The sequence below is a fragment of the Pseudomonas sp. BYT-1 genome (assembly GCF_023611805.1).
Classification (GTDB): domain Bacteria; phylum Pseudomonadota; class Gammaproteobacteria; order Pseudomonadales; family Pseudomonadaceae; genus Aquipseudomonas; species Aquipseudomonas guariconensis.
In genome coordinates this window covers 4,865,591-4,888,167 of sequence record NZ_CP072559.1, presented here as the reverse complement: position 1 = coordinate 4,888,167, position 22,577 = coordinate 4,865,591, and the positions used below count along the sequence as shown (strand labels likewise).

Sequence of the window (22,577 nt, the reverse complement as noted above, 5' to 3'; positions counted from 1 at the left end):
GCAATCACTTCAGTGCAGCGAAGGCTTTTTCGGCGGCGTCCAAAGTGATCTGCAGCTCCTTGTCGCCGTGGGCAATGGAGGTGAAACCCGCCTCGAAGGCGCTTGGTGCCAGGTACACGCCGCCCTCGAGCATCAGGTGGAAGAAGCGCTTGAAGCGTTCCACGTCGCTGGCCATCACGTCATCGAAGGTGACGATGTCGTCGGCACCGCTGAAGTACAGGCCGAACATGGCACCGGCCTGGGTGGTGACGAACGGTACGCCAGCGGCATCGGCACGCTGTTGCAAGCCATCCAGCATGCGGGAGGTGAAGGCGGTCAGTTCGTCGTGGAAGCCTGGGCGGCTGATCAGCTTGAGCGTGGTCAGGCCTGCCGCCATGGCCAACGGGTTACCCGACAGGGTACCGGCCTGGTAAACCGGGCCGAGCGGGGCGATGCATTCCATGATCTCGCGCTTGCCGCCGAAGCAGCCAACCGGCATGCCGCCGCCGACGATCTTGCCGAAAGTCGACAGGTCCGGCTTGATGCCGTAGTAGCCTTGGGCGCCGCCGAGGGAGACACGGAAACCGGTCATCACTTCGTCGAAGATCAGCACCACGCCGTGTTTGTCGCACTGCTCGCGCAGGCCTTCGAGGAAGCCCGGAGCCGGCGGTACGCAGTTCATGTTGCCAGCGACGGGTTCGACAATGATGCAGGCGACGGTCTGGCCGACTTCGCTCAGGGTCTTCTCGACGGCGGCGATGTCGTTGAACGGTAGGGTCAGGGTGTGCTTGGCGAAGTCCGCCGGCACACCGGCCGAGCTCGGTACGCCCTGGGTCAGCAGGCCGGAGCCGGCCTTGACCAGCAGGCTGTCGGAGTGGCCGTGGTAGCAGCCTTCGAACTTGATGATCGCATCGCGGCCGGTGTAGCCACGGGCCAGGCGGATGGCGCTCATGGTCGCCTCGGTACCTGAGCTGACCATGCGCACCATCTCCATGGACGGCACGATCGAGCAGACCAGGTCGGCCATCTCGGTTTCCATGGCGGTCGGGGCGCCGTAGGACAGGCCGTGTTCGAGTTGCTTGCGTACCGAGGCCAGGACGTCCGGATGGCCGTGACCCAGAATCATCGGGCCCCAGGAGCCTACGTAATCAACGTAGCGCTTGTCGTCTTCGTCGACGACATAGGCGCCTTCGGCATGTTTGAAGAACAGCGGGGTGCCGCCGACGCTGCGGAAGGCGCGGACCGGCGAGTTCACACCACCAGGGATGTGCTTCTGGGCTTGGGCGAACAGGGATTCGGAACGGGACATGGGATTTCTCTCGAATCAGGAAGCGAACAGGGCATTGAAGGCGCGGGCGCGGCGGGTGACTTCCTGCGCGCTGTCGACACCGAACAAGCCATGGATCACCGCCAAAAGGTCGGCGCCATGGGCGACCAGGGGGGCGGCGTTGTCGAGGGTGATGCCGCCGATCACGGCGATCGGCAGTTGCACGCGGGCACGGGCCTGGGCGAGCAGGGCGATGTCGGCCGCTGGCGCGCCGGGCTTGGTGACCGAATTGAAGAAGCGACCGAAGGCCACATAGCTGGCGCCCTCGGTGGCGGCCTGCTCGGCCAGCTCGAGCTGAGCATGGCAGGTGGAGCCGATGATCGCATCGCGGCCGAGCAGGGTACGGGCCGGGGTCAGGGGGCCGTCGGTCTGGCCCAGGTGCACGCCGACGCCCAAGTGCGCGGCCAGTGGGGCGTCGTCGTTGATGATCAGTTGCGTGCCGTAGCGCTCGCAGAGCTTGAGCAGGCCTTCGGCTTCGTGCAGTCGGCGTGCTGCGTCGTCGCTCTTGTCACGATACTGCAGCAGGCAAACACCGCCTTCGAGGGCTGCCTCGACGTGGGAGAACAAGCGACCGGCGAGCAGTTGGCTGTCGGTGATCGCGTACAGACCGCGTAACTTCATCTGTCAGGCCTCATGGATCAGGAGCAGAAGTCCAGGGGCAGCCGGCGAGGGACGAACTGCCCCTTGCCCAGTTGCTCGGCGTCGCGCAGGGTGCGCCAGGTGTAGTCCAGGGCGCTGCGCACTGCACTTTGCAATTGCTCGCCCAGCGCCAGTCGGCCCGCCAGGGCGCTGGCCAGGGTGCAACCGGAGCCATGATAGCTCCCTGGCAGGCGCTCGCAGGTCCAGGTGTGCTGTTGACCGTCGCGGCTATAAAGGCGGTTATGGATTTGTGCCTCGTCACCGTGACCGCCGGTAATCAGAAGATGTCTACAGAACGGCAAAAGTTTCTCGGCGCATTCGTCCGCGGTGCCTTCGGGCAGTTCAGCCAGGATCCGGGCTTCGGGCAGGTTCGGCGTGGCGATGGTGGCCAGCGGCAGCAGGCGTTCGCGCAGCGCATAGCCGACTTCGTCCTTGCCCAGCCGGCCACCGCCACCGGCGCGCAGAACCGGATCGCAGACCAGTGGCAGGTGCGGATGGGCGGCCAGCAGTTCGGCGACGGTATCGACCATTTCGATCGAGCCGAGCATGCCGAGCTTGACCGCTGCCACGGTGGAGTCGGCCAGCACGGCGTTGGCCTGTGCCAGAACCCACTCGCGGTCCAGCACGCGGAAGTCGGAAACGTTGACGGTATCCTGCACGGTCAGGGCGGTCACGGCAGGTGCGGCGTGACAGCCTTGGGCGATCAGGGCTTCGATATCTGCCTGCAGGCCGGCGCCGCCACTGGGGTCGTGGCCGGAAAGACAGAGGACAACGGGGCGGGAGCTGTAGGTCATGTTCATGGTCGGCGAGCTTACCACCAAACCTGTGGGGGCGAATCGCCCTGCTGATGGCTTTTGTTGATCAAGTGGTCAGATTTTTGTGTTTTGTCTTTCTGTAAGCATTGAGATAGAGCCTTTACTTTGAAATTTGAAGTGGCTGGTTGCCCTGTCCGAAGGCTATGCTAGAGTGCTCGGATAACTCGACAAATAGGCGCTGCCGGAATTCGTCGTCTCAAAGGGAAGGGAGGCCACCACGACGCGACTGGACAGGCCATGCTGGGGCTGTATGCGCTACTTGCTGATCATGCTTTTGGGCTGTGTGCCCCTGTTCGCCGGAGCGGTCGATTTCGACAGCGCCACCCGGTACCTTCCATTGGGTCAAGTCATGCAGGTCTTCGAAGACCGCGATGGCAGCGCCAGCATCACCCAGGTCAGTTCGCCGGCGTTCGCCAGCCGTTTCCGGCAGCATCGTGAGGATGTCCTGAACGCGGGCTATTCCACTTCGGTGTTCTGGCTGAAGATCGACCTGCGCAACATCAGCCCACCTACCGCACCTTCCCGTCAGTGGCTGTTGGAGTTCGCCTATCCACCGCTGGATCACCTGGATCTCTATCTGCCTGATGGCCATGGCAGTTATCGTCTGGTTCAGCGCACAGGCGATGCCTTGCCCTATGCCAGCCGGCAGATCCGCCAGAACAACTATCTATTCGAGCTGCCTTTGAACCCAGGTCAGGCGACCACGGCCTACCTGCGCTTGCAAAGCCAGGGATCGATCCAGGCACCGGTGGCGTTATGGTCAACCGAGGCTTACATGGAAGAGCAGCCAACTCGCCTCTATGTACTGGGCATGATCTACGGCGTATTGCTGGTGATGCTGGTTTACAACCTCTTCATTTACCTCAGCGTCCGCGACGTCAGCTACCTGTATTACATCCTCTATATCGCCTCATTCGGGCTCTACCAAGTCTCGGTCAACGGCGCGGGTGTCGCTTATTTTTGGCCGGACAGCCCTTGGTGGGCCAATGCCGCCACGCCGTTGTTCATTGGTGCAGCGGGGCTGTTCGGCTGCCAGTTCGCCCGGCATTTCCTGCAATTAGGCGGCCTCAGCCGTGGCTTCGACCGGCTGTTGCTGGGATTGATGGCCGGTGGAGGGCTGGTCATGGTGCTGGCAGTCACCATGCCCTACGGCCTGGCTTTGCGTATGGCGACGCTGTTGGCGCTGCTGTTCACTGTAAGCATCTTCACCGCCGGGCTTTATGCCTGGTGGCATGGAGTACGGGTGGCGCGCTGGTTCATCATCGCCTGGACCGCGTTCCTCCTGGGCGGGCTGGTCAATACCTTGATGGTGCTCGGTTACCTGCCGAACGTATTCCTGACCATGTATGCCAGCCAACTGGGCTCGGCCTTGGAAGTGGCGTTGCTGTCCCTGGCTCTGGCCGATCGTATCAACAGCCTGCGCGAACAGCAGGCCCAGGCCTTGCGCGACACTGGCCGCACCCTGGAGCAGCTCAACCAGCAACTGGCCCGAAGCAACCGTCTGAAGGACGAGTTCCTGGCCACGGTCACCCATGAGCTGCGTACACCGATGAACGGCGTGATCGGCTCGCTGGAGCTGATGCACACCCTGCCGATGACGGCCGAGCACGCCCAGTATCACCGCACCGCCACAGGTTCCGCCCAGGACATGATGGCTATGGTCGACGACATCCTCGTGCTCACCGAGCTGCAGGCGGGGCGTCTGCGGCCCCATGCCGCGCCCTTCAGCCTGCGCCGGCAGTTGCAGGAGCTGCGGGCAGGCTTCGCCGGGCGTGCCCTGGGCAAAGGCCTGTACCTGAGCCTGGATATCCCAGCGGAGCTGCCCGACGAGCTGCTTGGCGATGCGCAGAAACTGCTGCGCTGCCTGGCCTGTCTGGTGGACAACGGCCTGAAATTCACTCACCAGGGCGGCGTTGTGATTCAGGTGCGGGGGCGCAGGCTCGGGCCAGACAACCTGGCGTTGACCTTCACCGTCAGCGACAGCGGCATTGGCTTCGACGACTTGGACCAGGCCATCCTCTACCAGCGCTTCTTCCAGGTCGATGGCTCGATGACCCGCCGTTATGGGGGGCTGGGCATCGGGTTGTCGATCTGCCGTCAGCTGGGCGAGCTGATCGGCGCCCGCTTGGCCCATGAGTCGACCCGCGGGCTGGGCAGCCGCTTCGAGCTGTCCTTGAACCTGTCCGTAGCCCAGGCGCAATGGCCGTCCGGCCGGTTGGCCTCGGGGGCAATGGGCGGTTAAGGACGGGCGAGTTAGTCGTTTTTGACACTTTGACTGACCTTCAAGGAGTGCTTCACTGGGGCTTTCAGGCATGACCGGATCCAGGGAGCCCCCGATGAACCTGCACCAGTTCGCTGAAACCCACGAAGTCACTAACCAGCCGCCGTCGCTCGACGGCGCCAACCTGTACCGCCTCGACCAGCCATTGCAGGAGTGGTCCCGGCGCTTCGGTGCCGGCTGGGCCGAGTCGCGGATCGACGCCTACGGTGCCTTGGCCGGCGGCCCACTGATGGCTGCGGGTTTTCTGGCCAATGCCCACAAGCCGGAGTTCAGCAGTCATGACCGTTATGGTCACCGCATCGACCTGGTGACATTCCATCCGGCCTATCACGAGCTGATGCGCACGGCGGTCGAGCATGGATTGCCTTCTTTGCCCTGGGCCGAACCTCGTCCCGGCGCCCATGTCGCGCGCGCTTCGATGACCTACCTGCACAGCCAGGCAGAAGCAGGCACTGGCTGCCCCCTGACCATGACCTTCGCTGCGGTGCCGGCCTTGAGACTGCAGCCGGAGCTGGCCGAATACTGGTTGCCCAAAGTACTGGCGCGCGAGTACGACCCGCGAAACGTGGGCGACCGGCACAAAGCCGGAGTGACCCTCGGCATGGCCATGACCGAGAAGCAGGGCGGCACCGATGTGCGGGCCAACACCACCCGGGCCTATCCGGTCGGAGCCCCGGGCCCGGGCCAGGCGTACGAGCTGGTCGGCCACAAGTGGTTCTGCTCGGCACCAATGTGCGATGCCTTCCTGACGCTGGCCCAGACCGACAAGGGCTTGAGCTGCTTCCTGCTGCCACGCCACCGCCCCGACGACACGCACAATCAGTTCTATATCCAGCGTCTGAAGAACAAGCTCGGCAACTGCTCCAATGCTTCCAGCGAAGTGGAGTTTCGCGGCGCCCTGGCGTGGATGATCGGTGAAGAGGGGCGTGGAGTGCCGACCATCATCGAAATGGTGGCCATGACTCGTTTCGATTGCATGGTCGGCTCCAGCGCTTTGATGCGACAGGCGCTGACCCAGGCCGCGCACCATTGCGCCCATCGCAAGGTCGGTGGGCGCATGTTGAGCGAACAGCCATTGATGCAGAACGTGCTGGCCGACCTGGCATTGGAAAGCGAGGCGGCACTGGCGTTGAGCCTGCGCATGGGACAGGCGCTGGACCAACTGGACGATCCACAGCAGGCGCATTTTGCACGCCTGGTGACCGCCGTAGGTAAGTACTGGATCTGCAAACGTGCTCCGGGAATGATCAACGAAGCTGCCGAATGCCTGGGCGGTGCGGGCTACGTGGAGGACAGCATCCTGCCGCGCCTTTACCGCGAGGCACCGGTCAACTCCACGTGGGAGGGCTCGGGCAATGTGCAATGCCTGGATGTGCTGCGCGCTTTGTCCAAAGAGCCGGGCGTGCTCGACGCATTGTTCGCCGAACTTGGCGATGGCCACGGCGACCCGCGCCTGGCGGCGCATATCGGCAACCTGAAGGGCGCATTCGCCGATACCGGTGATATCCAGTACCGCGCCCGGCAACTGACTGAAGACATCGCCGTGGCCTTGCAGGCCAAGTTGTTGCTCGAAGCGGGCAATACGACGGTCAGTGACGCCTTCATCGCCAGCCGGTTGGGCGCGGGTGGGCGGGTCTATGGGGCATTGCCAAGGGGTGTCGATGCGCAGGCGTTGGTGGCGCGGGCGACGCCGGTCTGGTCGGCCTGAGGCGCCCTGTTCGCCGGCAGGCCCGCGCCCACAGGGACCCGTGCGGACCAGGTAGGAGCAGGTGTGTCAGCGGTGAGGGCGAATACGATTGTCAAGGATGTAATTGCAACAGAAGGCAGGCAAGATGGAAGCCATGCATGTCAGAAGACAGGAAGACCAGCGTGAGCCAAGCGTTTGTAGTCGTTGATACACCTGAACAGGCCGTCGATCGTCTGGCGGCCTTGCATGAACAGGCCACCGGCGCCCTCAGCCAGGCCCTCAAGCGCTACCTCAAGGACCGCACCGAGCCGGACGACGACCAGCGGGCGCTGTTTCGTTATCCCGCCCTGCGCCTGACCTACTACAGCCATGGTGAAGTGGCCGCCACCACCCGGGCCTATGCCAAGGTGCAGGTGGCAGGTACCTACAGCGTCACCATCACTCAGCCGGCGGCGTTTCGCGGTTACCTGCTCGAGCAACTGCGACCGCTGATGCACGATTACACCGTGACCCTGGAAGTGGGCGTCAGCGAACAGAACATTCCTTACCCTTATGTGGTCGACCAAGGCGATGAGCTGGCCGGCAGTGGCATCACTGCCGCCGAGCTTGCGCGGGTCTTCCCCAGCACCGACCTGTCGGCGGCCACCGACAACATCGCCGACGGGTTGTGCGACTGGGGCAGCGCCGAAACCCTGCCACTGGCACTGTTCGATGCCGCCCGCGTGGACTTCTCCCTGCGCCGCCTGGTGCATTACACCGGCAGCGACTGGCGGCATGTCCAACCGTGGATCCTGCTGACCAACTACCATCGCTACGTCGACCAATTCATCGGTCATGGCCTGGAGCAACTGCGTCAGGATTCGCGCTTCGTGCGTATGGTCCTGCCGGGCAATGTCATCATCGAAAAGGGCATGGACGACGACGAGACCCAGGCCTTGGTGGCCAGTGTGGTCTGGCACCGTTACCAGATGCCGGCTTACCACCTCATCGCTGCCGATGGCGATGGCATCACTCTGGTCAATATCGGCGTCGGCCCGTCCAATGCCAAGAACATCACCGATCACCTGGCCGTGCTACGCCCGCATTGCTGGCTGATGATCGGCCACTGCGGAGGCCTGCGCCAATCGCAGACCATCGGCGACTATGTGCTCGCCCACGCCTACATGCGTCGCGATGGCATTCTCGATCGGGTGGTGCCGCCGAATATCCCGATCCCGGCCCTTGCCGAAGTGCAGTTGGCACTGCAGGAGGCCGCGGCGCAGGTGACCGGCGAGCGTGGCGAGCAATTGAAAAAGCGCCTGCGCACCGGCACCGTGCTGACCTACGATGACCGCAACTGGGAGCTGCGCTGGGCCCAGGAGCGACCGTTGATCAACCTGTCCCGCGCCGTGGCGGTGGACATGGAGAGCGGCACGATCGCTGCCCAGGGGTATCGCCTGCGGGTGCCTTACGGCACCTTGCTGTGCGTTTCGGACAAACCGCTGCACAGCGAGATCAAGCTGCCGGGGTCGGCCAATGCCTTCTATAACCGTGCGGTCAGTCAACATCTTAAGATCGGCATCGCGGCCCTGGATTTGCTGCGTACCGAGCTCAATTCGCTGCACTCGCGTAAACTGCGCAGCTTCGATGAGCCGCCGTTCCGCTGAGGATCCATGTCCCTGCCACCCCGTTCCAAGCCGCGCCGTCCCCAGGCGCGGCCCACAGGTCCGCGCCGCCAGCCCAAGGCGCCGCCGGCCGAACCCCGCCTTATCCTGTTCAACAAACCCTTCGACGTGCTGACCCAGTTCAGCGATGGCGAGGGGCGCGCGACGCTCAAGGACTACATCGACATTCCTGGCATCTATCCGGCCGGGCGCCTGGACCGTGACAGCGAAGGCCTGCTGTTGTTGACCAATGACGGTCGGCTGCAAGCGCGCATCGCCGATCCCAAGCACAAGTTGCCCAAGACCTATTGGGTGCAGGTGGAAGGTGAGCCGAGCGAGGCGCAACTGCAGCAGTTGCGCGAGGGGGTCGAGCTCAACGATGGGCCGACACTGCCCGCCGAGGCCCGGTTGCTTGAGGAGCCAGTGCTTTGGCCGCGCAATCCACCGGTGCGGTTTCGCAAGAGCGTACCGACTCATTGGCTTGAGCTGGTGATTCGAGAAGGGCGCAACCGCCAGGTGCGACGCATGACGGCGGCAGTGGGGCTGCCCACGCTACGGTTGGTGCGGGTGAGGATCGGCGATTGGGCGCTGGATGGGCTGGAGCAAGGGTGCTGGCGGGAGGTTGCGCCGAAGCTACTTCGTTAGGCGGCTACTGCGCAGCCCATCACAGTCTCTGGCCAGCGCTCCTCCCCGTGCGGCTAGACCCCTTCGAGGAACCCTACCACCACGCTCTTGATGATGAAGGCCAGCACACCCAGGCCCAGGACGAAAAACAGAATCAAGGTGCCGAAGCGGCCTGCCTTGGACTTCTTTGCCAGGTCCCAGACGATGAATCCCATGAAACCGATCAGCACGGTCACCAGAACGATCATCATCCATTCTTCGAATACGGCGGGATCCATCAGTGTTCTCCAGGCAGGCTGAGCGCCGATTATAAGCGGGGCGGCAGGGGACGGTCAGCGCAGATGCGTCAACGGCAGTTCAGTGCTGGCCAGCACTTGGTTGAGCACGAAGCTCGAGCGCACGCTGGTGACGCCTTCGATGCGAGTCAGGCTGCCGAGCAGCAGTTTCTGGTAATGGTCCATATCCGGGACCACGACTTTCAGTTGATAGTCGGCATCCATCCCAGTGACCAGGCTACATTCGAGCACCTGGGGCAAGTTGCGAATGGCGGCCTCGAAAGTCTCGAAGCGCTCGGGGGTGTGGCGGTCCATGCCGATCAGCACATAGGCGGTCAGGCTAAGGCCGAGCTTCTTGCGGTCCAGCAAGGCTACTTGGCGGGAGATGTAGCCGTCGTCTTCCAGTTGCTTGACCCGCCGTGAGCAAGGGGAGGGGGACAAGCCGATACGTTCGGCCAACTCCTGATTGGAGATGCGGGCGTCGCGCTGCAATTCGGCAAGGATGCTCAGGTCATAGCGGTCGAGCTTGCTCATGGAAATGGCCTTTTCTGTTCGGATTGCTGCGAATTATCAATCCAGGGTTAAAAATTGCGCAAGTGCTATTTATCTGAGCAATATTCGCAATCCTCTGCTCCGCCGCCTCCCGTATCGTTACCAACAGAATCACTGCCCGGACAACAGTCCACGGCGACCGGCCTCAGGAAGGCCGTCGCGGCCAGCCATCCAACAGGATCCGCCAGGCCCCCGGGCTACGCACCGTCCAGAAGACGATGTGAGGTGAGCCGACGCCACAAGCGCCGAGCACGGACGACAATTCCCAAAGGGAGGCCATGGCCTCCCTTTTTTCATGCCCGGAATCATTTGCATCTGCCCTCGCCGCGATAGACTGCATGCAGTTCCAATGCAGTTCTTACCATCGAGAGGGCAACATGAGGTCGCGCATCCGGCAATGGGCAGGTGTTGGTTTGCTGGGCCTGGGCATCAGCCTGGGCGCATGGGCCCAAGGGGCAGGCGAGGGGCAGGGCGCGCAGGACCCCAACGGCGCGACCATGGGCCGCTCGCCACTCAATTCGCGTGACGAGGTGCGCCAGACCCAGCCGCCGCGCCAGGGGTATTACCAGGACATCCCCCGGCGCAATGGCGGCTATCACTGGGAAGCGGGTGGGCCTGGGCAGCGTCCAGGTGGAGACTGGCCCGGGCGTCCCGACGGCCATGGCGATGGCTGGGGGCCTGGCCCGCAGTACCATCCCGGACACAGGATCGACCACTTCCCGGACCGTTATTGGAAGGTGCCCCATCAGGGGCAGGACTACTACTATTCCAGCGGCTACTGGTATCGCCCGCAAGGCGGCGCGTATGTGCTGGTAAGGCCACCCTATGGCGTGCGGGTCGGCTACCTGCCGGTCTACGCCCAGGAGGTCTGGTTCGATGGCACGTTGTTCTTCCAGGTCTCGAACACCTATTACCAATACCTGAGCGACAGCCAGGAATATGTGGTGGTCAATCCCCCCAACATCCTGCCCGCGCCGGGGCCGCAGTTGAGTACTGGATATGACGTGATCGCCCATCCGTTGTCCGGGCAAACGCCTCGGCAGCAGAACCAGGACCGTTATGAGTGTCATCGCCAGGCCGTGCAGCAGTCCGGTTTCGATCCGGCCGCGGCGGCCGTCGCGCCACCGGCCCATGTGGCCGATGCCTACCATCGGGTACTGGCCGATTGCCTCAGTGCCCGGGACTACAGCGTGAATTGAAGGCTGCGGACCTGATCGACGGGTTACACCGGATCGGCATGCACCATCACGTCCGCTCGCGGGTAACGCTGGCGGATGGCAGCTGATGCCTGCACGCACAATTCGTGGGCGTCATGCAGTTTCAGCTCGCCGGGAAGCTCCAAGTGAAGTTGGACGAACCAGCGGTTGCCCGATACTCGGGTGCGCAGGTCGTGGGCGCCTTTGACGCCGGGGATGGCGCAGACCAGTTCGAGCATGCGCTCGCCGATATCGGCCGGCAGTTCCTGGTCCATCAGGATCGCCGTGCTCTCGCGGGCGATCTGCACGGCGCTCCAGAGGATATATAGGGCGATCCCCAGACCGAACAAGGCATCCAGTTGTGGCCAGCCAAAGCGCGCCAGCATCAGGGCGAGCAGGATGCTGCCATTGAGCAGCAGATCGGAGCGGTAGTGCAGCGAGTCGGCGCGCACCGCGGTGGAGCCGGTGGCGCGGATGACCTTGCGCTGGAACGTGAGCAAGGCCAGGGTCAGGACAAGCGACAGCAGCATCACTGCGATGCCGGCAGCGGTATCGCCCAGCGGTTGCGGCGATTGCAGGCGATCGACCGCCTGTACGCCGATCAGCACCGCACTGACGCCTATGAACAGCGCCTGGGCCATGCCGGCCAGCGCCTCGGCCTTGCCATGGCCGAAGCGGTGATCGTCGTCGGCCGGGCGCAGGGCATAGTGCACGGCCAGTAAGTTGAGGAAGGAGGCGACGGCGTCGAGGGCCGAGTCGGTCAGGCCGGCCAGCAGACTGACTGAATCACTCAGCCACCAGGCGACCGCCTTGCTCACGACGAGGATCGTGGCCACGGCCAGGGACGCGCGCGTGGCCAGGCGTAGCAGGCGTTGGTGTTCGGCGCTCGAAGTCATGCCGCAGGTGCGTTCCCTGGATCAGGCGGCCGGTACCAGGCCATAGGCGGCCAACTGCTCGACGCTGCCCCGGTGCTGGATCAGCCGAGGGTCGTTCAGCGGCAGGCGTTGGCCCAGTTCGCTTTCGAGGATAGCTTGCAGCTTGGCCTTGTCGACCTGGCCATCGGCATTGATGGCTGGTTTGAGCTTGACCGGGTCGATGTGGGCGGTGACGCCGGGCGGGTAATAGATGGCCCCGCTGGCGAAGTCGACGCCGAAGGCGATCAGGCCGGGGATGACATAGAACAGAAGACCCACAGCGTCGAGCGCGGCGATCACGGGGTCGATCTTACCTTCGATCTGGCCGCGCCGGTCGGGGTAGAACAGCGTGCCGCAAGCGGTCAGTTGGGTGAGCAGGGTGACGATGAGCGCGCCACCGATGACGCGGGTAGGGATGCGCATTGGGATCTCCGCAAAGTGACCAACGAGGACCAGGCCGGTCGCCTGGTCCTGATGTTTAAGACCATGATAAGGCAGGCTCGGTTCGCCGTTATACTCGGACGATTGTTCGAGGACCACCATGATTTCATTACCAATCGATGCCGTACTGCCCGCTCTGCGTCAAGCCCTGAGCGAGCGCGATGAGGCCGTACTCGAAGCCCCGCCCGGCGCCGGCAAGACCACCCGGGTACCCTTGGCCCTGCTCGATGAGCCCTGGCTGGCCGGGCAGACCATCCTGATGCTCGAACCCCGCCGTCTGGCGGCCCGGGCGGCGGCCGAGCGCCTGGCCAGCGAGCTGGGCGAAAAGGTCGGGGAGACTGTCGGCTACCGCATCCGCCTGGACAGCAAGGTCGGGCCCGATACCCGCATCGAGGTCGTCACTGAAGGCATTCTTACCCGTCGCCTGCAGGCCGACCCTGCGCTGGAGGGGGTGGGTCTGCTGATCTTCGACGAGTTCCACGAGCGCAGCCTGGACGCCGACCTGGCCTTGGCGTTGAGCCTCAATGGCCGGGAACTGCTGCGCGACGAGCCGCCGCTGAAGATTCTACTGATGTCCGCCACCCTGGAAGGTGAGCGGCTGTCGCGCCTGCTCGACGATGCCCCGGTAGTGAGCAGCGAGGGGCGCATGCACCCTGTGGATATTCGTTGGAGCAGGCCGTATCAGCCAGGCGAGTTCGTCGAGCCGCGGGTGGTCGATTGCGTGCTCCAGGCGCTGGCCGAACAGCCCGGCAGCCTGCTGGTGTTTCTGCCGGGGCAGGCCGAGATTCGGCGGGTCCATCAGTCGCTGCAAGAGGCATTGGGCGAACGCTCGGATGTGCTGCTGTGCCCATTGCATGGCGAACTCGAGCTCAATGCTCAGCGCGCCGCCATCGAGCCTGCGCCCAAGGGCCTGCGCAAGGTGGTGCTGGCCACCAACATCGCCGAGACCAGTCTCACCATCGACGGTGTACGCGTGGTCATTGACGCCGGTCTGGCGCGTGTTCCTCGGTTCGACCCCGGCAGCGGCATGACGCGTCTGGAGACCCAGCGCATTTCTCGCGCCAGCGCTACCCAGCGCGCCGGTCGAGCAGGGCGTCTGGAGCCTGGGGTGTGCTACCGGCTGTGGTCCGAGGCTCAGCACGATCAGTTGCCGGCCCACGGTAGCGCCGAGATCCTCCAGGCCGATCTGGCCGGTCTGGCCCTGCAACTGGCGCGCTGGGGTGTCTGGCCCGATCAGTTGCGTTGGCTGGATCCACCTCCGAGCGCTGCCCACGCCCAGGCCTGCGACCTGCTCGCCCGGTTGGGGGCGTTCAAGCCGGGCAGTCGCGAGAGCCTGAGCGAACACGGCCAGGCCATGGCTGAACTACCTGCGCACCCGCGCATTGCCCATCTGTTATTGCGTGGCCAGGCACTGGGCCTGGCCGACATGGCCTGCGATGTGGCCGCGCTGCTCGGTGAGCGCGACATCCTGCGCGGGGCAGGCGCCGACCTGCACAGCCGGTTGGCCCTGCTCAGCGGCGAGACTAAAGCGACCCGTGGTGGTCAGGGGGGCGTGCAGCGCGCCCGGCAATTGGCGCGCCAGTACCGGGGCCTGCTGCGCGGCATGCGGGGCGCTGCTGTCGTCGATGTCGATCACCCCCGCTGGTTGGGGGCATTGCTGGCGCTGGCCTATCCCGACCGGGTGGCCCAGCAGCGGCGCGAGGGTAGCGCCGAGTACCGATTGGCCAATGGACGCGCGGCGCTGTTCGCCGAGGTGGATGCGCTGATGAAGTGTCCCTGGCTGGTCATCGCGGACTTGGGCAGCCGTCAAGGGCAGCGCGAGGAGCGCATCTACCTGGCAGCTGAGTTCGATCCGGGCCTGTTCGAGGGGGTGCTGGCCGAGCAGGTGGAGACACTCGATGTCCTGGACTGGGACGAACGCGAGCAGGTGCTGCGCGCCGAGCGCCAACGCAAGGTCGGCGAGCTTGTGCTCAGTCGCGAACCCTTGCCAGGGTTGGATGACGAGGCCCGCGCCAAGGCGCTGCTGGGCCTGGTGCGACGCAAGGGTTTGAACCTGCTGAACTGGACACCTGAACTGCGTCAATGGCAGGCGCGGGTCGCGCTGTTGCGTCAGTTGGACATCAACAAGGACGGCCACAGCGAGTGGCCCGATTTGAGTGACGAAGCCCTGCTTGCCAGCCTGGAAAGCTGGCTGCAGCCGTATTTGGGCAAGGTGTCTCGCCTCAGCCACTTCGCCCAGCTGGACCTGCCGTCGATCCTGCGCAACCTGTTGCCCTGGCCGCTTCCGCAGCGCCTGGAGGAGCTGGCCCCTGCGCACCTGACCGTGCCATCCGGCTCGAGCATTCGCCTGGACTACAGCGAGAACCCGCCGATTCTGGCCGTGCGCCTGCAGGAGTTGTTCGGCCTGGCCGATACGCCGCGCATCGCCCAAGGCCGTCAGCAGGTCAAACTGCACCTGCTGTCCCCGGCGCGCCGCCCGGTCCAGGTGACCCAGGATTTGGCCAACTTCTGGCGTACCACCTATGCCGAGGTGAAGAAGGACCTCAAAGGTCGCTATCCCAAGCATTATTGGCCCGACGACCCGCTCGTCGCCGAAGCCACGGCGAGGGCCAAGCCCAGAGGGACCTGATGAGGTCTAGAGGCGCTGCGTGTTGACACGATAGAGCCGGGTGGGCAGTCATCCGGCAGTCATTGTTGCCGGGTGATGATGAATGTTGCGTCCTCCCCGGCTTGCACGTTCAGGTAGACCTGCCATTCGTATGCGATTTTCACGGTGTGCCCCAGGTGATCCCGGATCCGGCAGGTCAGTGTGTTCTCAGTCCATTCCAGCGGCTCGAGTTTCAACACATCAACGTTCGAATCACCCCGGTAAAGCCCGAGATAACCATTGCGGCTGATCTCGACTTGCCTGTTGCTGTCACCGCCAGTGCCCTTTATGCGGACATGCAGGCGATTAGTCGTTTGCGAGTCGAATGTAATGTTGAAAGTCGTGGCTGTTCCACCCGCCCCGGTAATGAGCCAGCCTTCATTGATATCAGGGACTTTGCTCAGGCGCACAGGGGAGGGTGGGAGTGAAGGCGCCCCGTCCCCAAAAAACTGAAACTCCTTCCAGTCGTTGGAAAGACCGTCCCAGTATTTTGTTACCCCATAGCAATGTATGTGGGCGTCGAAAGATCCAGCTGCTGCGATCCAGTTAGTGAAGTCGTTGCTCATGAAAATACTCTGCGGTTCTGTTGATCAAGGGCTCGTGGCCCACGAACAGAACACTACCCAGGCGTCGATCTGGGACTAAGCAGGAGGTCTTTCCGTGCTTTCACGCTCACCCTGCCTCAATGAGGCACTTTCAGGATGGCCATGAGCGGCAGATGGTTTGAGATCTGCAGCGTGTCCTGTCGCAGTACCTGGGCCTGGATGCGCTGAAGGCGAGGGCTGTGAAGTACATAGTCGAGGGTGCGGTCAGGACCGTTGACTGCCGGGTCGTTGGGGTAGTGGGTGAGCCAGGCGGCGCGCTCGGCACCGCTGGCTTCGGCGTTGCTAGGAATCATCGGGTACTTGTCCCACAACAGGTGCAGGTCGCTGTCGGCCGGGTAGTTGCCGCGGTGTGCCGGCGGCAGGCGACGGTACTGCCCCAGGGGCAGTAGGTTGAGGTCGCCGCCGATCAGCCAGGGCGTGCCTTGGCTTTCCAGGCGATCAAGCACCTTGGCCAGATGCTCTACCTGTCGGCGTTGCAAGTCGCTGCCGGGCTGGTAGGGCGAGAGCCGGGTGTTGAGCACCGCCAGGCGTCCCCCGTCAGCCAGCGGCAGGTAGCTGACCAGCAGTGCCGGCTGGGGGCGTTGCAGGCGGGTCAGGGCATTGCTCGCCGCGTTGGGCAATTGCAGGCGCTCGGCCTTTTCGATCGGGTAGCGGCTGAGGGTGGCCAGGGTGCGGCCAACACTGCCGAAGATATGCCGGTCAGGCACGAAATCGGCTTTCCACTCGTAGGTCTGGACGGTGCAGGGGTAGAGGTCGGCCAAGCGTTCACGCAGCAGCGCCAACTGGTCCTGGTAGCCGGTGGCCTTGGCGTTGTTGTCCAGCTCCTGCAACAGGATGACATCCGGCGTTTCGGCACGGATCACGCGGGTGACTTCGTCGAGATTGAAGGCGAGGTCTTCTGCGCTGGGGCGGGTGTCGCTGCCCTGCCCTTGGTCGTACCAGAACACGTAGCGCTTGCCGGCCAGGTATTGCACGTTCCAGGTCATGACCTTCAGGGGCTGGCCAGGTTGCAGCGACCGGGGGCTGCCTTGGCAGGCGATCGGCAGCGGTTCGCGGGGGGAAGGTTGCCAGCCCAGGTAGTCGGCGAACAGCCAGAGCAGGGGCAACAGCAAGAGCAGGGAGAGCAAGACGTTGCGCAGTAGTCGGATCATCGGCTCGGCTTGTCGGTGCAGGTCGCGCCAGCATAACCGAGCCGTTCGTCGGTCGGCCAGCTTACGACGTTCGTACGACCAAGAACTCGAGGATGTTCCCTTTGTTGACCGTCAGGTGGTGAGGCGAGCTTGCCAGCACTTTCACTTGCTGGCCCTGATGGTCACGAATGCGACAGTGAAGGGTGTTTTCGCTCCAGGCCAGAGGTTCGACCTTCCAGAAGTCGTCGATGTTCGAATACGTGTAGAGGCCCAGGTAACCGTTGCGGCTGATACCCAGTTTTCGGTTCCGGTCGCTGTCGAGCGAAAGCATGAAATTCAACCGGTTCAGGGTCTGGGAGTGATAGTGGAAACGCAGCGTCATGGCTGTCTGCGCGGGGTTCAACCTGAGCCAGCCGTCGTCTGTCGTCCCCTGTTGAAGGGCGCCGGTGCTGCCTAGCGGGGCATAGAACCGGGAGAGATGGCTGACGGGGATCTTCTGGACGCCATCGAGCGCGAAGAGATGGGCCGAGAAGGAGCGTTCGTCCGCCCAGCTCGGTATAGCAGTGTTGTCGCTCATGCGTTCATCCTCTGAGTGTGGATTGCCAACCCCTGTCCATCGACAGGGGCTGGGTCACTCTAGAGGTCCGCTGATTGAGCAGCAGATCGAAGTCGTTCCCTGAGAGGACTCACTCGTTGAGGCCTCAGGCGAGCGCGTCATTCTCCAGCAGCATGAACAGGCGGTACAGCACCACGCTGCTGAACAGTTGCAGGAAACCGCTGAGGCTATCCAGTGCCAGTTGCACGCCCGGCTGCGGCTCGGGGAAGGCCATCAGCAGCAAGCCGTCGAGCAGCCACAGCGGTGCCAGAACTGCAACGACACAGACCAAGATGCGCATGAAATGCCCGGTGGTCATCCTGGCGCTTTCGCGCATGGCCTGAACCACTGGCAGGCCACGCAAGACCAGCAGGTATTCGGCGAATACCAGATTGATCATGATCCACACGCCCGGGAAGATGAACAGCGCAAGGCCCGCCATGATCAGCAGCGAGCTGATTAGGATCAGCAGCGCCAGCGATGGCCACAACTGCACGGCGCGGGCGAACAGGTTGCGCTTGGCGATGTCCTGGCCGTTGCTGCGGGTATCCATGTAGAGGATCAATGCGGCGCTGTACAGCGGGTAGAACAGCAGGCTGACCAGCATGCCGTAGCCCGCCGAAGCCTGGTCGCCCAACTGGCGATACAGCAGTTGGGTACACAAGGCCTCGAGGATCACCAGCGGCAGGCACAGTTGAAGAATGCTCACCAGGTGGCGGCGGAAGAAATACAAGGAGTCGCGCAGAACGCTCAGCGGATTCATCGGGTCAACATCGCATGGCAGAAAAAGCAGGGCGTAACTTTAGCCCAGTCCACCCCTGGCTGAAAAAAGTTTCACTGTTTTGTCGATTGAATCCCCGGCCGGCGAGCCCCATCTTTGACGCTATCCGATGTATTGCCCAGCGCACGAGGTAGCTCCATGAACACTGAAGAACAAACCCTGATCGACGGCCTGTTCAGTCGCATCAAGCAAGCCGAGGACGCAGGCCAGGCCCGTGATCCCCAGGCCCAGGCGCGTATCGAGGAGCACCTGCGACAGCAGCCGGCAGCGGCCTATTACATGGCCCAGGCGATCCTGGTCCAGGAGGCGGCGATCAAGCGTCTGGATGAGCAGAACAAACAGCTAGAGGCCGAACTCAAGCAAGCCAAGGCGCAAGCCGAGGCCAGCCGAAGCGGCAGTACGGGCGGCGGCTTTCTCTCGAGCTTGTTTGGCTCCGGCTCCCGTGAACCTATACCCGCGCCGCAGCCACAGCGTCAGGCCGCACCGGCGGCTCCTGCCGGCGGTTGGCGTGAACCCTCGGCCCAGGGCTTCGCCCAGCCACAAGCGCAGCCGGGTATCAATGCCGCACCAGCCCGCAGTGGGGCCAGCAGTTTCCTTGGCGGCGCCATGCAGACCGCCGCGGGCGTGGCCGGTGGCGTGTTGCTGGCGCAAGGTATCAGCAGCCTGTTCAACCATCATTCCCAGCCTGAGGAGGTGGTCGAGGTAATCAAGGAGGAGCCAGCCCCGGCCAGCGACAGCAGCGGCTGGAACGACCAGCATAGCCAGCAGCAGGTGGCCGACAATGGCTACGATCAGGGCGGCTTCATGGACAGCGACTACGGTAGCGATGGCGGTGGCTTCTTCTCCGACGACGACACCTTCATCTGAGGCCTCTGGCATACTGGCTGCACTTGGGGGCGCACACGGCGCCCCTTTCGCGAAACGAGGCCGATCCCATGGGCAGTCTTCGTTACCCGCGCAACTGCCAGAGAGGTCATGGTGAAGAAGATCGCGCTGTTCGCCGATGTGCAGAACCTCTACTACACCGTGCGCCAGGTGCATGGCTGTCATTTCAACTACGCCGCGCTGTGGGCTGATGTCAGCAGCCAGGGGCAAATCGTCGAGGCGGTGGCCTATGCCATCGACCGCGGCGACAGCAAGCAGCAACAGTTCCAGCAGATCCTGCGCAACCTCGGCTTCGAGGTACGCCTCAAGCCCTTCATCCAGCGCAGCGACGGTTCGGCAAAGGGCGACTGGGACGTGGGCATCACACTCGATGTGATCGATGCCGCCAGCCGTGTCGACCAGGTGGTGCTGGCCTCCGGCGATGGCGACTTCGATCTGCTGATGGAACGGGCCAGCCAACGTCATGGTGTCGAGACGGTGGTCTATGGGGTGCCTGGGCTTACCGCGTTGTCGCTGATCCGGGCGGCCAGCCGATATGTACCGATCGAGGGGCGCCTGCTGTTGCGCCATTGAGGCAGACAGGCTGGAACGCCTCAGGGCTTCCTGCCGTTGCCCTCCAGATGGTCGAGCGGCACTCGCCGCTCGACTGCACTGGACAGGATGATCGATGTCTTGGTGAACCCCAGCTGCGATACCTGGTTGATTAGCGCCTCCAGCTCGTTCATCGACGCTACCGCCGCTTGCATGATCACGCAGGGGTCACCGGTGACGCGATGGCATTCGGTGAGCTGCGGGATGCGGGTCAGCGCATCGTATGCCTGTTGGGTGCCGTGGCTGGCCAAGCGCAGTTCGATCACGCATTGGATCGGCAGGCCGATTTTCTCCAGATCCACCTTGGCGGCATAGCCGGTGATCACCCCACTGGCTTCCAGCTTGGCGACTCGCTCGGCTACGGCGGGTGCTGAAAGGTTCACTTGGCGCGCCAGTTGCGCGTAGGTGGCCCGGCCGTTTTCCAGCAAGGCAGCAAGGAGCATGCGGTCGTACTTGTCCATGAATGATTCCAGTGTGCTTTGCAATCGATGGTAAAGCCCCTGCATAACCATGCATTGCAAAGTGTTTCGGTCATTTAAAGCCGTTTTGTAACTTAAATTTGCGGTGGCGCCTTCTTAAACTAAGTCACCCGTAAACGGATTTCGAGTGTTTTCCCATGCCTGCCTCCCGTCGCTTCCCGTTGTTGCTCATTGGTGCCTTTTTGGCCTTGTACTTGGTCTGGGGCTCGACCTACCTGTTCATCCGTATCGGTGTGGAGTCCTGGCCGCCGATGCTCATGGCTGGGGTACGTTTCGTCATTGCGGGCAGCCTGCTGTACGGGTTCTTGCGTTGGCGGGGTGTGCCGGCGCCGACCTGGCCACAATGGCGGGCGGCCGGGGCGATCGGTTTTTTGCTGCTCAGTTGCGGCAATGGTGGCGTGACGTTGGCCGAGCATGCCGGTGTGGCATCGGGCGTCGCCGCCCTGGCGGTGGCCACTGTGCCGCTGTTCACCCTGGTGTTTGGCCTGTTGTTCGGGCATCGCAACTCGCGGCTTGAATGGGCGGGCATTGCCCTGGGCCTGGTGGGCATCGGCATGCTCAACATGGGCTCGAACCTGCAGGCCAGCCCCATGGGCGCGGCGCTGATTCTGTTCGCGGCCGCGGCCTGGGCCTTTGGTTCGGTGTGGAGCAAGACCCTGCCCTTGCCCCAGGGTGCGATGGCCAGTGCCGCAGAGATGCTCGTTGGCGGTGCCGCCTTGTTGATCGGCAGCGCGCTCAGTGGCGAGCGCCTGACTCAGATGCCGACCGCAGCCGGTTGGGGCGCGCTGGCGTACCTGGTGTTCTTTGGCTCGATCCTGGCCTTCAGTTCCTACATGTACCTGCTCAAGCACGTGCGGCCGGCCGCGGCCACCAGCTATGCCTACGTCAACCCGGCGGTGGCGGTGCTGCTGGGGATCATCTTTGCAGGCGAGCGCATCGGCGCCGAGGAGTGCGTGGCCATGGCGGTGATCATCGGCGCGGTGGTGCTGATTGGCTTGCCGCAATGGCGCAAGGCGCCCGAGCCGCCGGCGCCGCTCAGAGAGCAGGTGTGCAAGTAACCTCGCGGTATCGTGAGCGCGGCAATGCGTCCACAGGGGCAGCGTTGGTTGCGGTAAACTGCCGCCTTCGCTGAACCCCCTGACGGTATTGCCATGAATTTCGCCAAACTCGGCCTGATCGAACCCTTGCTGCGCACTTTGCAGCACCTGGACTACACCACCCCAACCCCCGTCCAGGCCCAGGCCATCCCTGCCGTGCTGGCCGGCCGCGACCTGATGGCCGCCGCCCAGACCGGCACCGGCAAGACGGCCGGCTTTGCCTTGCCGGTGCTGCAACGCCTGGCCCTGGAAGGCGCCAAGGTCGCCAGCAACTCGATCCGTGCCTTGGTGCTGGTGCCGACGCGTGAGCTGGCCGAGCAGGTCCATGCCAATATCCGTGAATACGCCGAAAACCTGCCGGTGAGCACCTATGCGGTGTACGGCGGCGTCAGTCTCAATCCGCAGATGATGCGCCTGCGCCGTGGCGTCGACCTACTGGTGGCCACTCCGGGGCGCTTGCTCGATCTGTTCCGCCAGAACGCTGTCAAGTTCGGCCAGGTGCAGACCCTGGTGCTCGACGAGGCTGATCGCATGCTGGACCTGGGCTTTGCCGAGGAACTGCAAGCTGTCTATGCCGCCTTGCCACGCAAACGCCAGACGTTGCTGTTCTCCGCTACCTTCTCCGACCAGATCCGCATGCTGGCCGGGCTTGCCTTGAATGATCCGCTGAGCATCGAAGTCAGCCCGCGCAATACCACGGCCAGCACCGTGAAGCAGTGGTTGGTGCCGGTGGACAAGAAGCGCAAGGCCGACCTGTTCTGTCACCTGCTGCGCAAGCAGCGCTGGAAGCAGGTGCTGGTGTTTGCCAAGACGCGCAATGGTGTCGACCAGTTGGTGGAGCGGTTGCTCGCCGAGGGCGTCAATGCCGACGGTATCCATGGTGACCGTCCGCAGGCCACCCGCCAGCGGGCACTGGACACCTTCAAGGCCCGTGAGATCCAAGTGCTGGTGGCAACCGATGTCGCTGCCCGTGGCCTGGATATCGACGACTTGCCGTTGGTGGTCAACCTCGATCTGCCGATCGTGGCCGAAGACTATGTGCACCGCATCGGGCGCACCGGACGTGCAGGAAACAAGGGCGAGGCGATTTCGCTGGTGTGCGCCGATGAAGTGCAATTGCTGGCGGCCATCGAGGCGTTGATTCGCCAGACCTTGCCGCGACACGAAGAACCGGACTTCATCCCCGATCACCGCGTGCCGATGACCGACGCCAGTGGCCAGGTCGTGAAGAAGCCGAAAAAGCCCAAGAAACCGAAGGAGAACAGCGCCAAGCGTGGCTTGGGGCGCTGGATGGACAGTGCCGAGTCGAGTTTCTCGGAGCCTTCGGTCAAACCGGTGCGCAAGGTGCCGAGTTTCAACAGCGGGCCGCGCAAGCGCAAGCCGTGAGGCCTGGG

General features: G+C 63.6%; 22 protein-coding genes. 10 read left to right on the top strand and 12 right to left on the bottom strand.

Annotation, left to right across the window (positions count from 1 at the left end; genetic code table 11):
- Nucleotides 1-4 precede the first annotated feature (4 nt).
- The 3 genes from hemL to J5X93_RS22855 are packed head-to-tail and all read right to left on the bottom strand — an operon-like array spanning nt 5 to nt 2,745.
- Nucleotides 5-1,288 (bottom strand): glutamate-1-semialdehyde 2,1-aminomutase, encoded by a 1,284-nt coding sequence (gene hemL, locus J5X93_RS22865; RefSeq protein ID WP_250034029.1) that lies wholly within the window; start codon nt 1,286-1,288, stop codon nt 5-7.
- A gap of 15 nt (nt 1,289-1,303) precedes the next feature.
- Nucleotides 1,304-1,927, bottom strand: coding sequence for a thiamine phosphate synthase (thiE, locus tag J5X93_RS22860; RefSeq protein WP_043211218.1), 624 nt, complete (start codon nt 1,925-1,927; stop codon nt 1,304-1,306).
- A 17-nt stretch (nt 1,928-1,944) separates the two neighbouring features.
- Nucleotides 1,945-2,745 carry a hydroxymethylpyrimidine/phosphomethylpyrimidine kinase gene (locus J5X93_RS22855; RefSeq protein ID WP_043211219.1) on the bottom strand — a complete coding sequence of 267 codons (801 nt, stop codon included), beginning with the start codon at nt 2,743-2,745 and terminating at the stop codon, nt 1,945-1,947.
- Between the two features lie 265 nt (nt 2,746-3,010).
- Here J5X93_RS22855 and J5X93_RS22850 point away from each other — a divergent pair, with 265 nt between their 5' ends.
- The 4 genes from J5X93_RS22850 (at nt 3,011) to J5X93_RS22835 (ending at nt 9,016) form a co-directional block, all read left to right on the top strand.
- The gene (locus J5X93_RS22850; RefSeq protein WP_250034027.1) at nt 3,011-5,002 is read left to right on the top strand and encodes a sensor histidine kinase; all 1,992 of its coding nucleotides are present in this window, start codon (nt 3,011-3,013) and stop codon (nt 5,000-5,002) included.
- A gap of 94 nt (nt 5,003-5,096) precedes the next feature.
- On the top strand, nt 5,097-6,749 hold the full coding sequence (locus J5X93_RS22845) for an acyl-CoA dehydrogenase family protein (RefSeq protein ID WP_043211221.1): 1,653 nt from the start codon (nt 5,097-5,099) through the stop codon (nt 6,747-6,749).
- A 137-nt stretch (nt 6,750-6,886) separates the two neighbouring features.
- Nucleotides 6,887-8,374 carry an AMP nucleosidase gene (gene amn, locus J5X93_RS22840; RefSeq protein WP_167358127.1) on the top strand — a complete coding sequence of 496 codons (1,488 nt, stop codon included), beginning with the start codon at nt 6,887-6,889 and terminating at the stop codon, nt 8,372-8,374.
- Nucleotides 8,375-8,380: 6 nt separating this feature from the next.
- A complete protein-coding gene (locus tag J5X93_RS22835) occupies nt 8,381-9,016 on the top strand; it encodes a pseudouridine synthase (RefSeq protein WP_043211222.1) in 636 nt (211 codons plus the stop codon).
- Nucleotides 9,017-9,069: 53 nt separating this feature from the next.
- On the opposite strand, the gene J5X93_RS22830 is transcribed toward J5X93_RS22835, so the two are convergent.
- Both J5X93_RS22830 and J5X93_RS22825 read right to left on the bottom strand, forming a co-directional pair.
- Entirely contained in the window at nt 9,070-9,273 is a 204-nt protein-coding gene (locus J5X93_RS22830; protein WP_023378567.1) for a DUF2788 domain-containing protein, read from the bottom strand.
- Nucleotides 9,274-9,327: 54 nt separating this feature from the next.
- Nucleotides 9,328-9,804, bottom strand: a complete 477-nt coding sequence (locus J5X93_RS22825; RefSeq protein WP_003249795.1) for an Lrp/AsnC family transcriptional regulator — start codon at nt 9,802-9,804, stop codon at nt 9,328-9,330.
- A gap of 395 nt (nt 9,805-10,199) precedes the next feature.
- Between J5X93_RS22825 and J5X93_RS22820 the strand changes: the two genes are divergently transcribed.
- The gene (locus tag J5X93_RS22820; protein ID WP_043211223.1) at nt 10,200-11,021 is read left to right on the top strand and encodes a DUF6515 family protein; all 822 of its coding nucleotides are present in this window, start codon (nt 10,200-10,202) and stop codon (nt 11,019-11,021) included.
- A gap of 23 nt (nt 11,022-11,044) precedes the next feature.
- On the opposite strand, the gene J5X93_RS22815 is transcribed toward J5X93_RS22820, so the two are convergent.
- Together J5X93_RS22815 and pmcY are read right to left on the bottom strand one after the other, a co-directional pair.
- Nucleotides 11,045-11,914: a cation diffusion facilitator family transporter gene (locus tag J5X93_RS22815; RefSeq protein WP_090346786.1), complete on the bottom strand. Its 870-nt coding sequence runs from the start codon at nt 11,912-11,914 to the stop codon at nt 11,045-11,047.
- A gap of 21 nt (nt 11,915-11,935) precedes the next feature.
- Nucleotides 11,936-12,355: a periplasmic Zn2+ metallochaperone PmcY gene (gene pmcY, locus J5X93_RS22810; protein WP_043211235.1), complete on the bottom strand. Its 420-nt coding sequence runs from the start codon at nt 12,353-12,355 to the stop codon at nt 11,936-11,938.
- A 118-nt stretch (nt 12,356-12,473) separates the two neighbouring features.
- Here pmcY and hrpB point away from each other — a divergent pair, with 118 nt between their 5' ends.
- Entirely contained in the window at nt 12,474-15,002 is a 2,529-nt protein-coding gene (gene hrpB, locus J5X93_RS22805; RefSeq protein ID WP_250034024.1) for an ATP-dependent helicase HrpB, read from the top strand.
- Nucleotides 15,003-15,061: 59 nt separating this feature from the next.
- Here hrpB and J5X93_RS22800 read toward each other — a convergent pair whose 3' ends face one another.
- From J5X93_RS22800 to J5X93_RS22785, 4 genes are all read right to left on the bottom strand, one after another.
- The gene (locus J5X93_RS22800; RefSeq protein ID WP_250034021.1) at nt 15,062-15,586 is read right to left on the bottom strand and encodes a hypothetical protein; all 525 of its coding nucleotides are present in this window, start codon (nt 15,584-15,586) and stop codon (nt 15,062-15,064) included.
- Nucleotides 15,587-15,702: 116 nt separating this feature from the next.
- A complete protein-coding gene (locus tag J5X93_RS22795) occupies nt 15,703-16,776 on the bottom strand; it encodes an endonuclease/exonuclease/phosphatase family protein (protein WP_250034018.1) in 1,074 nt (357 codons plus the stop codon).
- Between the two features lie 61 nt (nt 16,777-16,837).
- Nucleotides 16,838-17,332 carry a hypothetical protein gene (locus tag J5X93_RS22790; protein WP_102082025.1) on the bottom strand — a complete coding sequence of 165 codons (495 nt, stop codon included), beginning with the start codon at nt 17,330-17,332 and terminating at the stop codon, nt 16,838-16,840.
- 124 nt (nt 17,333-17,456) lie between these two features.
- On the bottom strand, nt 17,457-18,113 hold the full coding sequence (locus J5X93_RS22785; RefSeq protein ID WP_090346781.1) for a YciC family protein: 657 nt from the start codon (nt 18,111-18,113) through the stop codon (nt 17,457-17,459).
- A 156-nt stretch (nt 18,114-18,269) separates the two neighbouring features.
- Here J5X93_RS22785 and J5X93_RS22780 point away from each other — a divergent pair, with 156 nt between their 5' ends.
- On the top strand, nt 18,270-18,998 hold the full coding sequence (locus tag J5X93_RS22780; protein ID WP_090346780.1) for a DUF2076 domain-containing protein: 729 nt from the start codon (nt 18,270-18,272) through the stop codon (nt 18,996-18,998).
- Between the two features lie 108 nt (nt 18,999-19,106).
- Nucleotides 19,107-19,589, top strand: coding sequence for an NYN domain-containing protein (locus tag J5X93_RS22775; RefSeq protein WP_177343708.1), 483 nt, complete (start codon nt 19,107-19,109; stop codon nt 19,587-19,589).
- A gap of 20 nt (nt 19,590-19,609) precedes the next feature.
- Here J5X93_RS22775 and J5X93_RS22770 read toward each other — a convergent pair whose 3' ends face one another.
- Nucleotides 19,610-20,068 carry an Lrp/AsnC family transcriptional regulator gene (locus J5X93_RS22770; RefSeq protein WP_043211229.1) on the bottom strand — a complete coding sequence of 153 codons (459 nt, stop codon included), beginning with the start codon at nt 20,066-20,068 and terminating at the stop codon, nt 19,610-19,612.
- A gap of 155 nt (nt 20,069-20,223) precedes the next feature.
- Between J5X93_RS22770 and yedA the strand changes: the two genes are divergently transcribed.
- Nucleotides 20,224-21,144 carry a drug/metabolite exporter YedA gene (gene yedA, locus J5X93_RS22765; protein WP_102082024.1) on the top strand — a complete coding sequence of 307 codons (921 nt, stop codon included), beginning with the start codon at nt 20,224-20,226 and terminating at the stop codon, nt 21,142-21,144.
- Nucleotides 21,145-21,237: 93 nt separating this feature from the next.
- Nucleotides 21,238-22,569: an RNA helicase RhlE1 gene (rhlE1, locus tag J5X93_RS22760; protein ID WP_197853403.1), complete on the top strand. Its 1,332-nt coding sequence runs from the start codon at nt 21,238-21,240 to the stop codon at nt 22,567-22,569.
- Nucleotides 22,570-22,577: the final 8 nt, after the last annotated feature.

Bases quoted from the DNA above. Each gene is read 5' to 3' on its own strand.
- hemL (WP_250034029.1), bottom strand. From the start codon at position 1,288: ATGTCCCGTTCCGAATCCCTGTTCGCCCAAGCCCAGAAGCACATCCCT.
- thiE (WP_043211218.1), bottom strand. From the start codon at position 1,927: ATGAAGTTACGCGGTCTGTACGCGATCACCGACAGCCAACTGCTCGCC.
- J5X93_RS22855 (WP_043211219.1), bottom strand. From the start codon at position 2,745: ATGAACATGACCTACAGCTCCCGCCCCGTTGTCCTCTGTCTTTCCGGC.
- J5X93_RS22850 (WP_250034027.1), top strand. From the start codon at position 3,011: ATGCGCTACTTGCTGATCATGCTTTTGGGCTGTGTGCCCCTGTTCGCC.
- J5X93_RS22845 (WP_043211221.1), top strand. From the start codon at position 5,097: ATGAACCTGCACCAGTTCGCTGAAACCCACGAAGTCACTAACCAGCCG.
- amn (WP_167358127.1), top strand. From the start codon at position 6,887: ATGTCAGAAGACAGGAAGACCAGCGTGAGCCAAGCGTTTGTAGTCGTT.
- J5X93_RS22835 (WP_043211222.1), top strand. From the start codon at position 8,381: ATGTCCCTGCCACCCCGTTCCAAGCCGCGCCGTCCCCAGGCGCGGCCC.
- J5X93_RS22830 (WP_023378567.1), bottom strand. From the start codon at position 9,273: ATGGATCCCGCCGTATTCGAAGAATGGATGATGATCGTTCTGGTGACC.
- J5X93_RS22825 (WP_003249795.1), bottom strand. From the start codon at position 9,804: ATGAGCAAGCTCGACCGCTATGACCTGAGCATCCTTGCCGAATTGCAG.
- J5X93_RS22820 (WP_043211223.1), top strand. From the start codon at position 10,200: ATGAGGTCGCGCATCCGGCAATGGGCAGGTGTTGGTTTGCTGGGCCTG.
- J5X93_RS22815 (WP_090346786.1), bottom strand. From the start codon at position 11,914: ATGACTTCGAGCGCCGAACACCAACGCCTGCTACGCCTGGCCACGCGC.
- pmcY (WP_043211235.1), bottom strand. From the start codon at position 12,355: ATGCGCATCCCTACCCGCGTCATCGGTGGCGCGCTCATCGTCACCCTG.
- hrpB (WP_250034024.1), top strand. From the start codon at position 12,474: ATGATTTCATTACCAATCGATGCCGTACTGCCCGCTCTGCGTCAAGCC.
- J5X93_RS22800 (WP_250034021.1), bottom strand. From the start codon at position 15,586: ATGAGCAACGACTTCACTAACTGGATCGCAGCAGCTGGATCTTTCGAC.
- J5X93_RS22795 (WP_250034018.1), bottom strand. From the start codon at position 16,776: ATGATCCGACTACTGCGCAACGTCTTGCTCTCCCTGCTCTTGCTGTTG.
- J5X93_RS22790 (WP_102082025.1), bottom strand. From the start codon at position 17,332: ATGAGCGACAACACTGCTATACCGAGCTGGGCGGACGAACGCTCCTTC.
- J5X93_RS22785 (WP_090346781.1), bottom strand. From the start codon at position 18,113: ATGAATCCGCTGAGCGTTCTGCGCGACTCCTTGTATTTCTTCCGCCGC.
- J5X93_RS22780 (WP_090346780.1), top strand. From the start codon at position 18,270: ATGAACACTGAAGAACAAACCCTGATCGACGGCCTGTTCAGTCGCATC.
- J5X93_RS22775 (WP_177343708.1), top strand. From the start codon at position 19,107: ATGGTGAAGAAGATCGCGCTGTTCGCCGATGTGCAGAACCTCTACTAC.
- J5X93_RS22770 (WP_043211229.1), bottom strand. From the start codon at position 20,068: ATGGACAAGTACGACCGCATGCTCCTTGCTGCCTTGCTGGAAAACGGC.
- yedA (WP_102082024.1), top strand. From the start codon at position 20,224: ATGCCTGCCTCCCGTCGCTTCCCGTTGTTGCTCATTGGTGCCTTTTTG.
- rhlE1 (WP_197853403.1), top strand. From the start codon at position 21,238: ATGAATTTCGCCAAACTCGGCCTGATCGAACCCTTGCTGCGCACTTTG.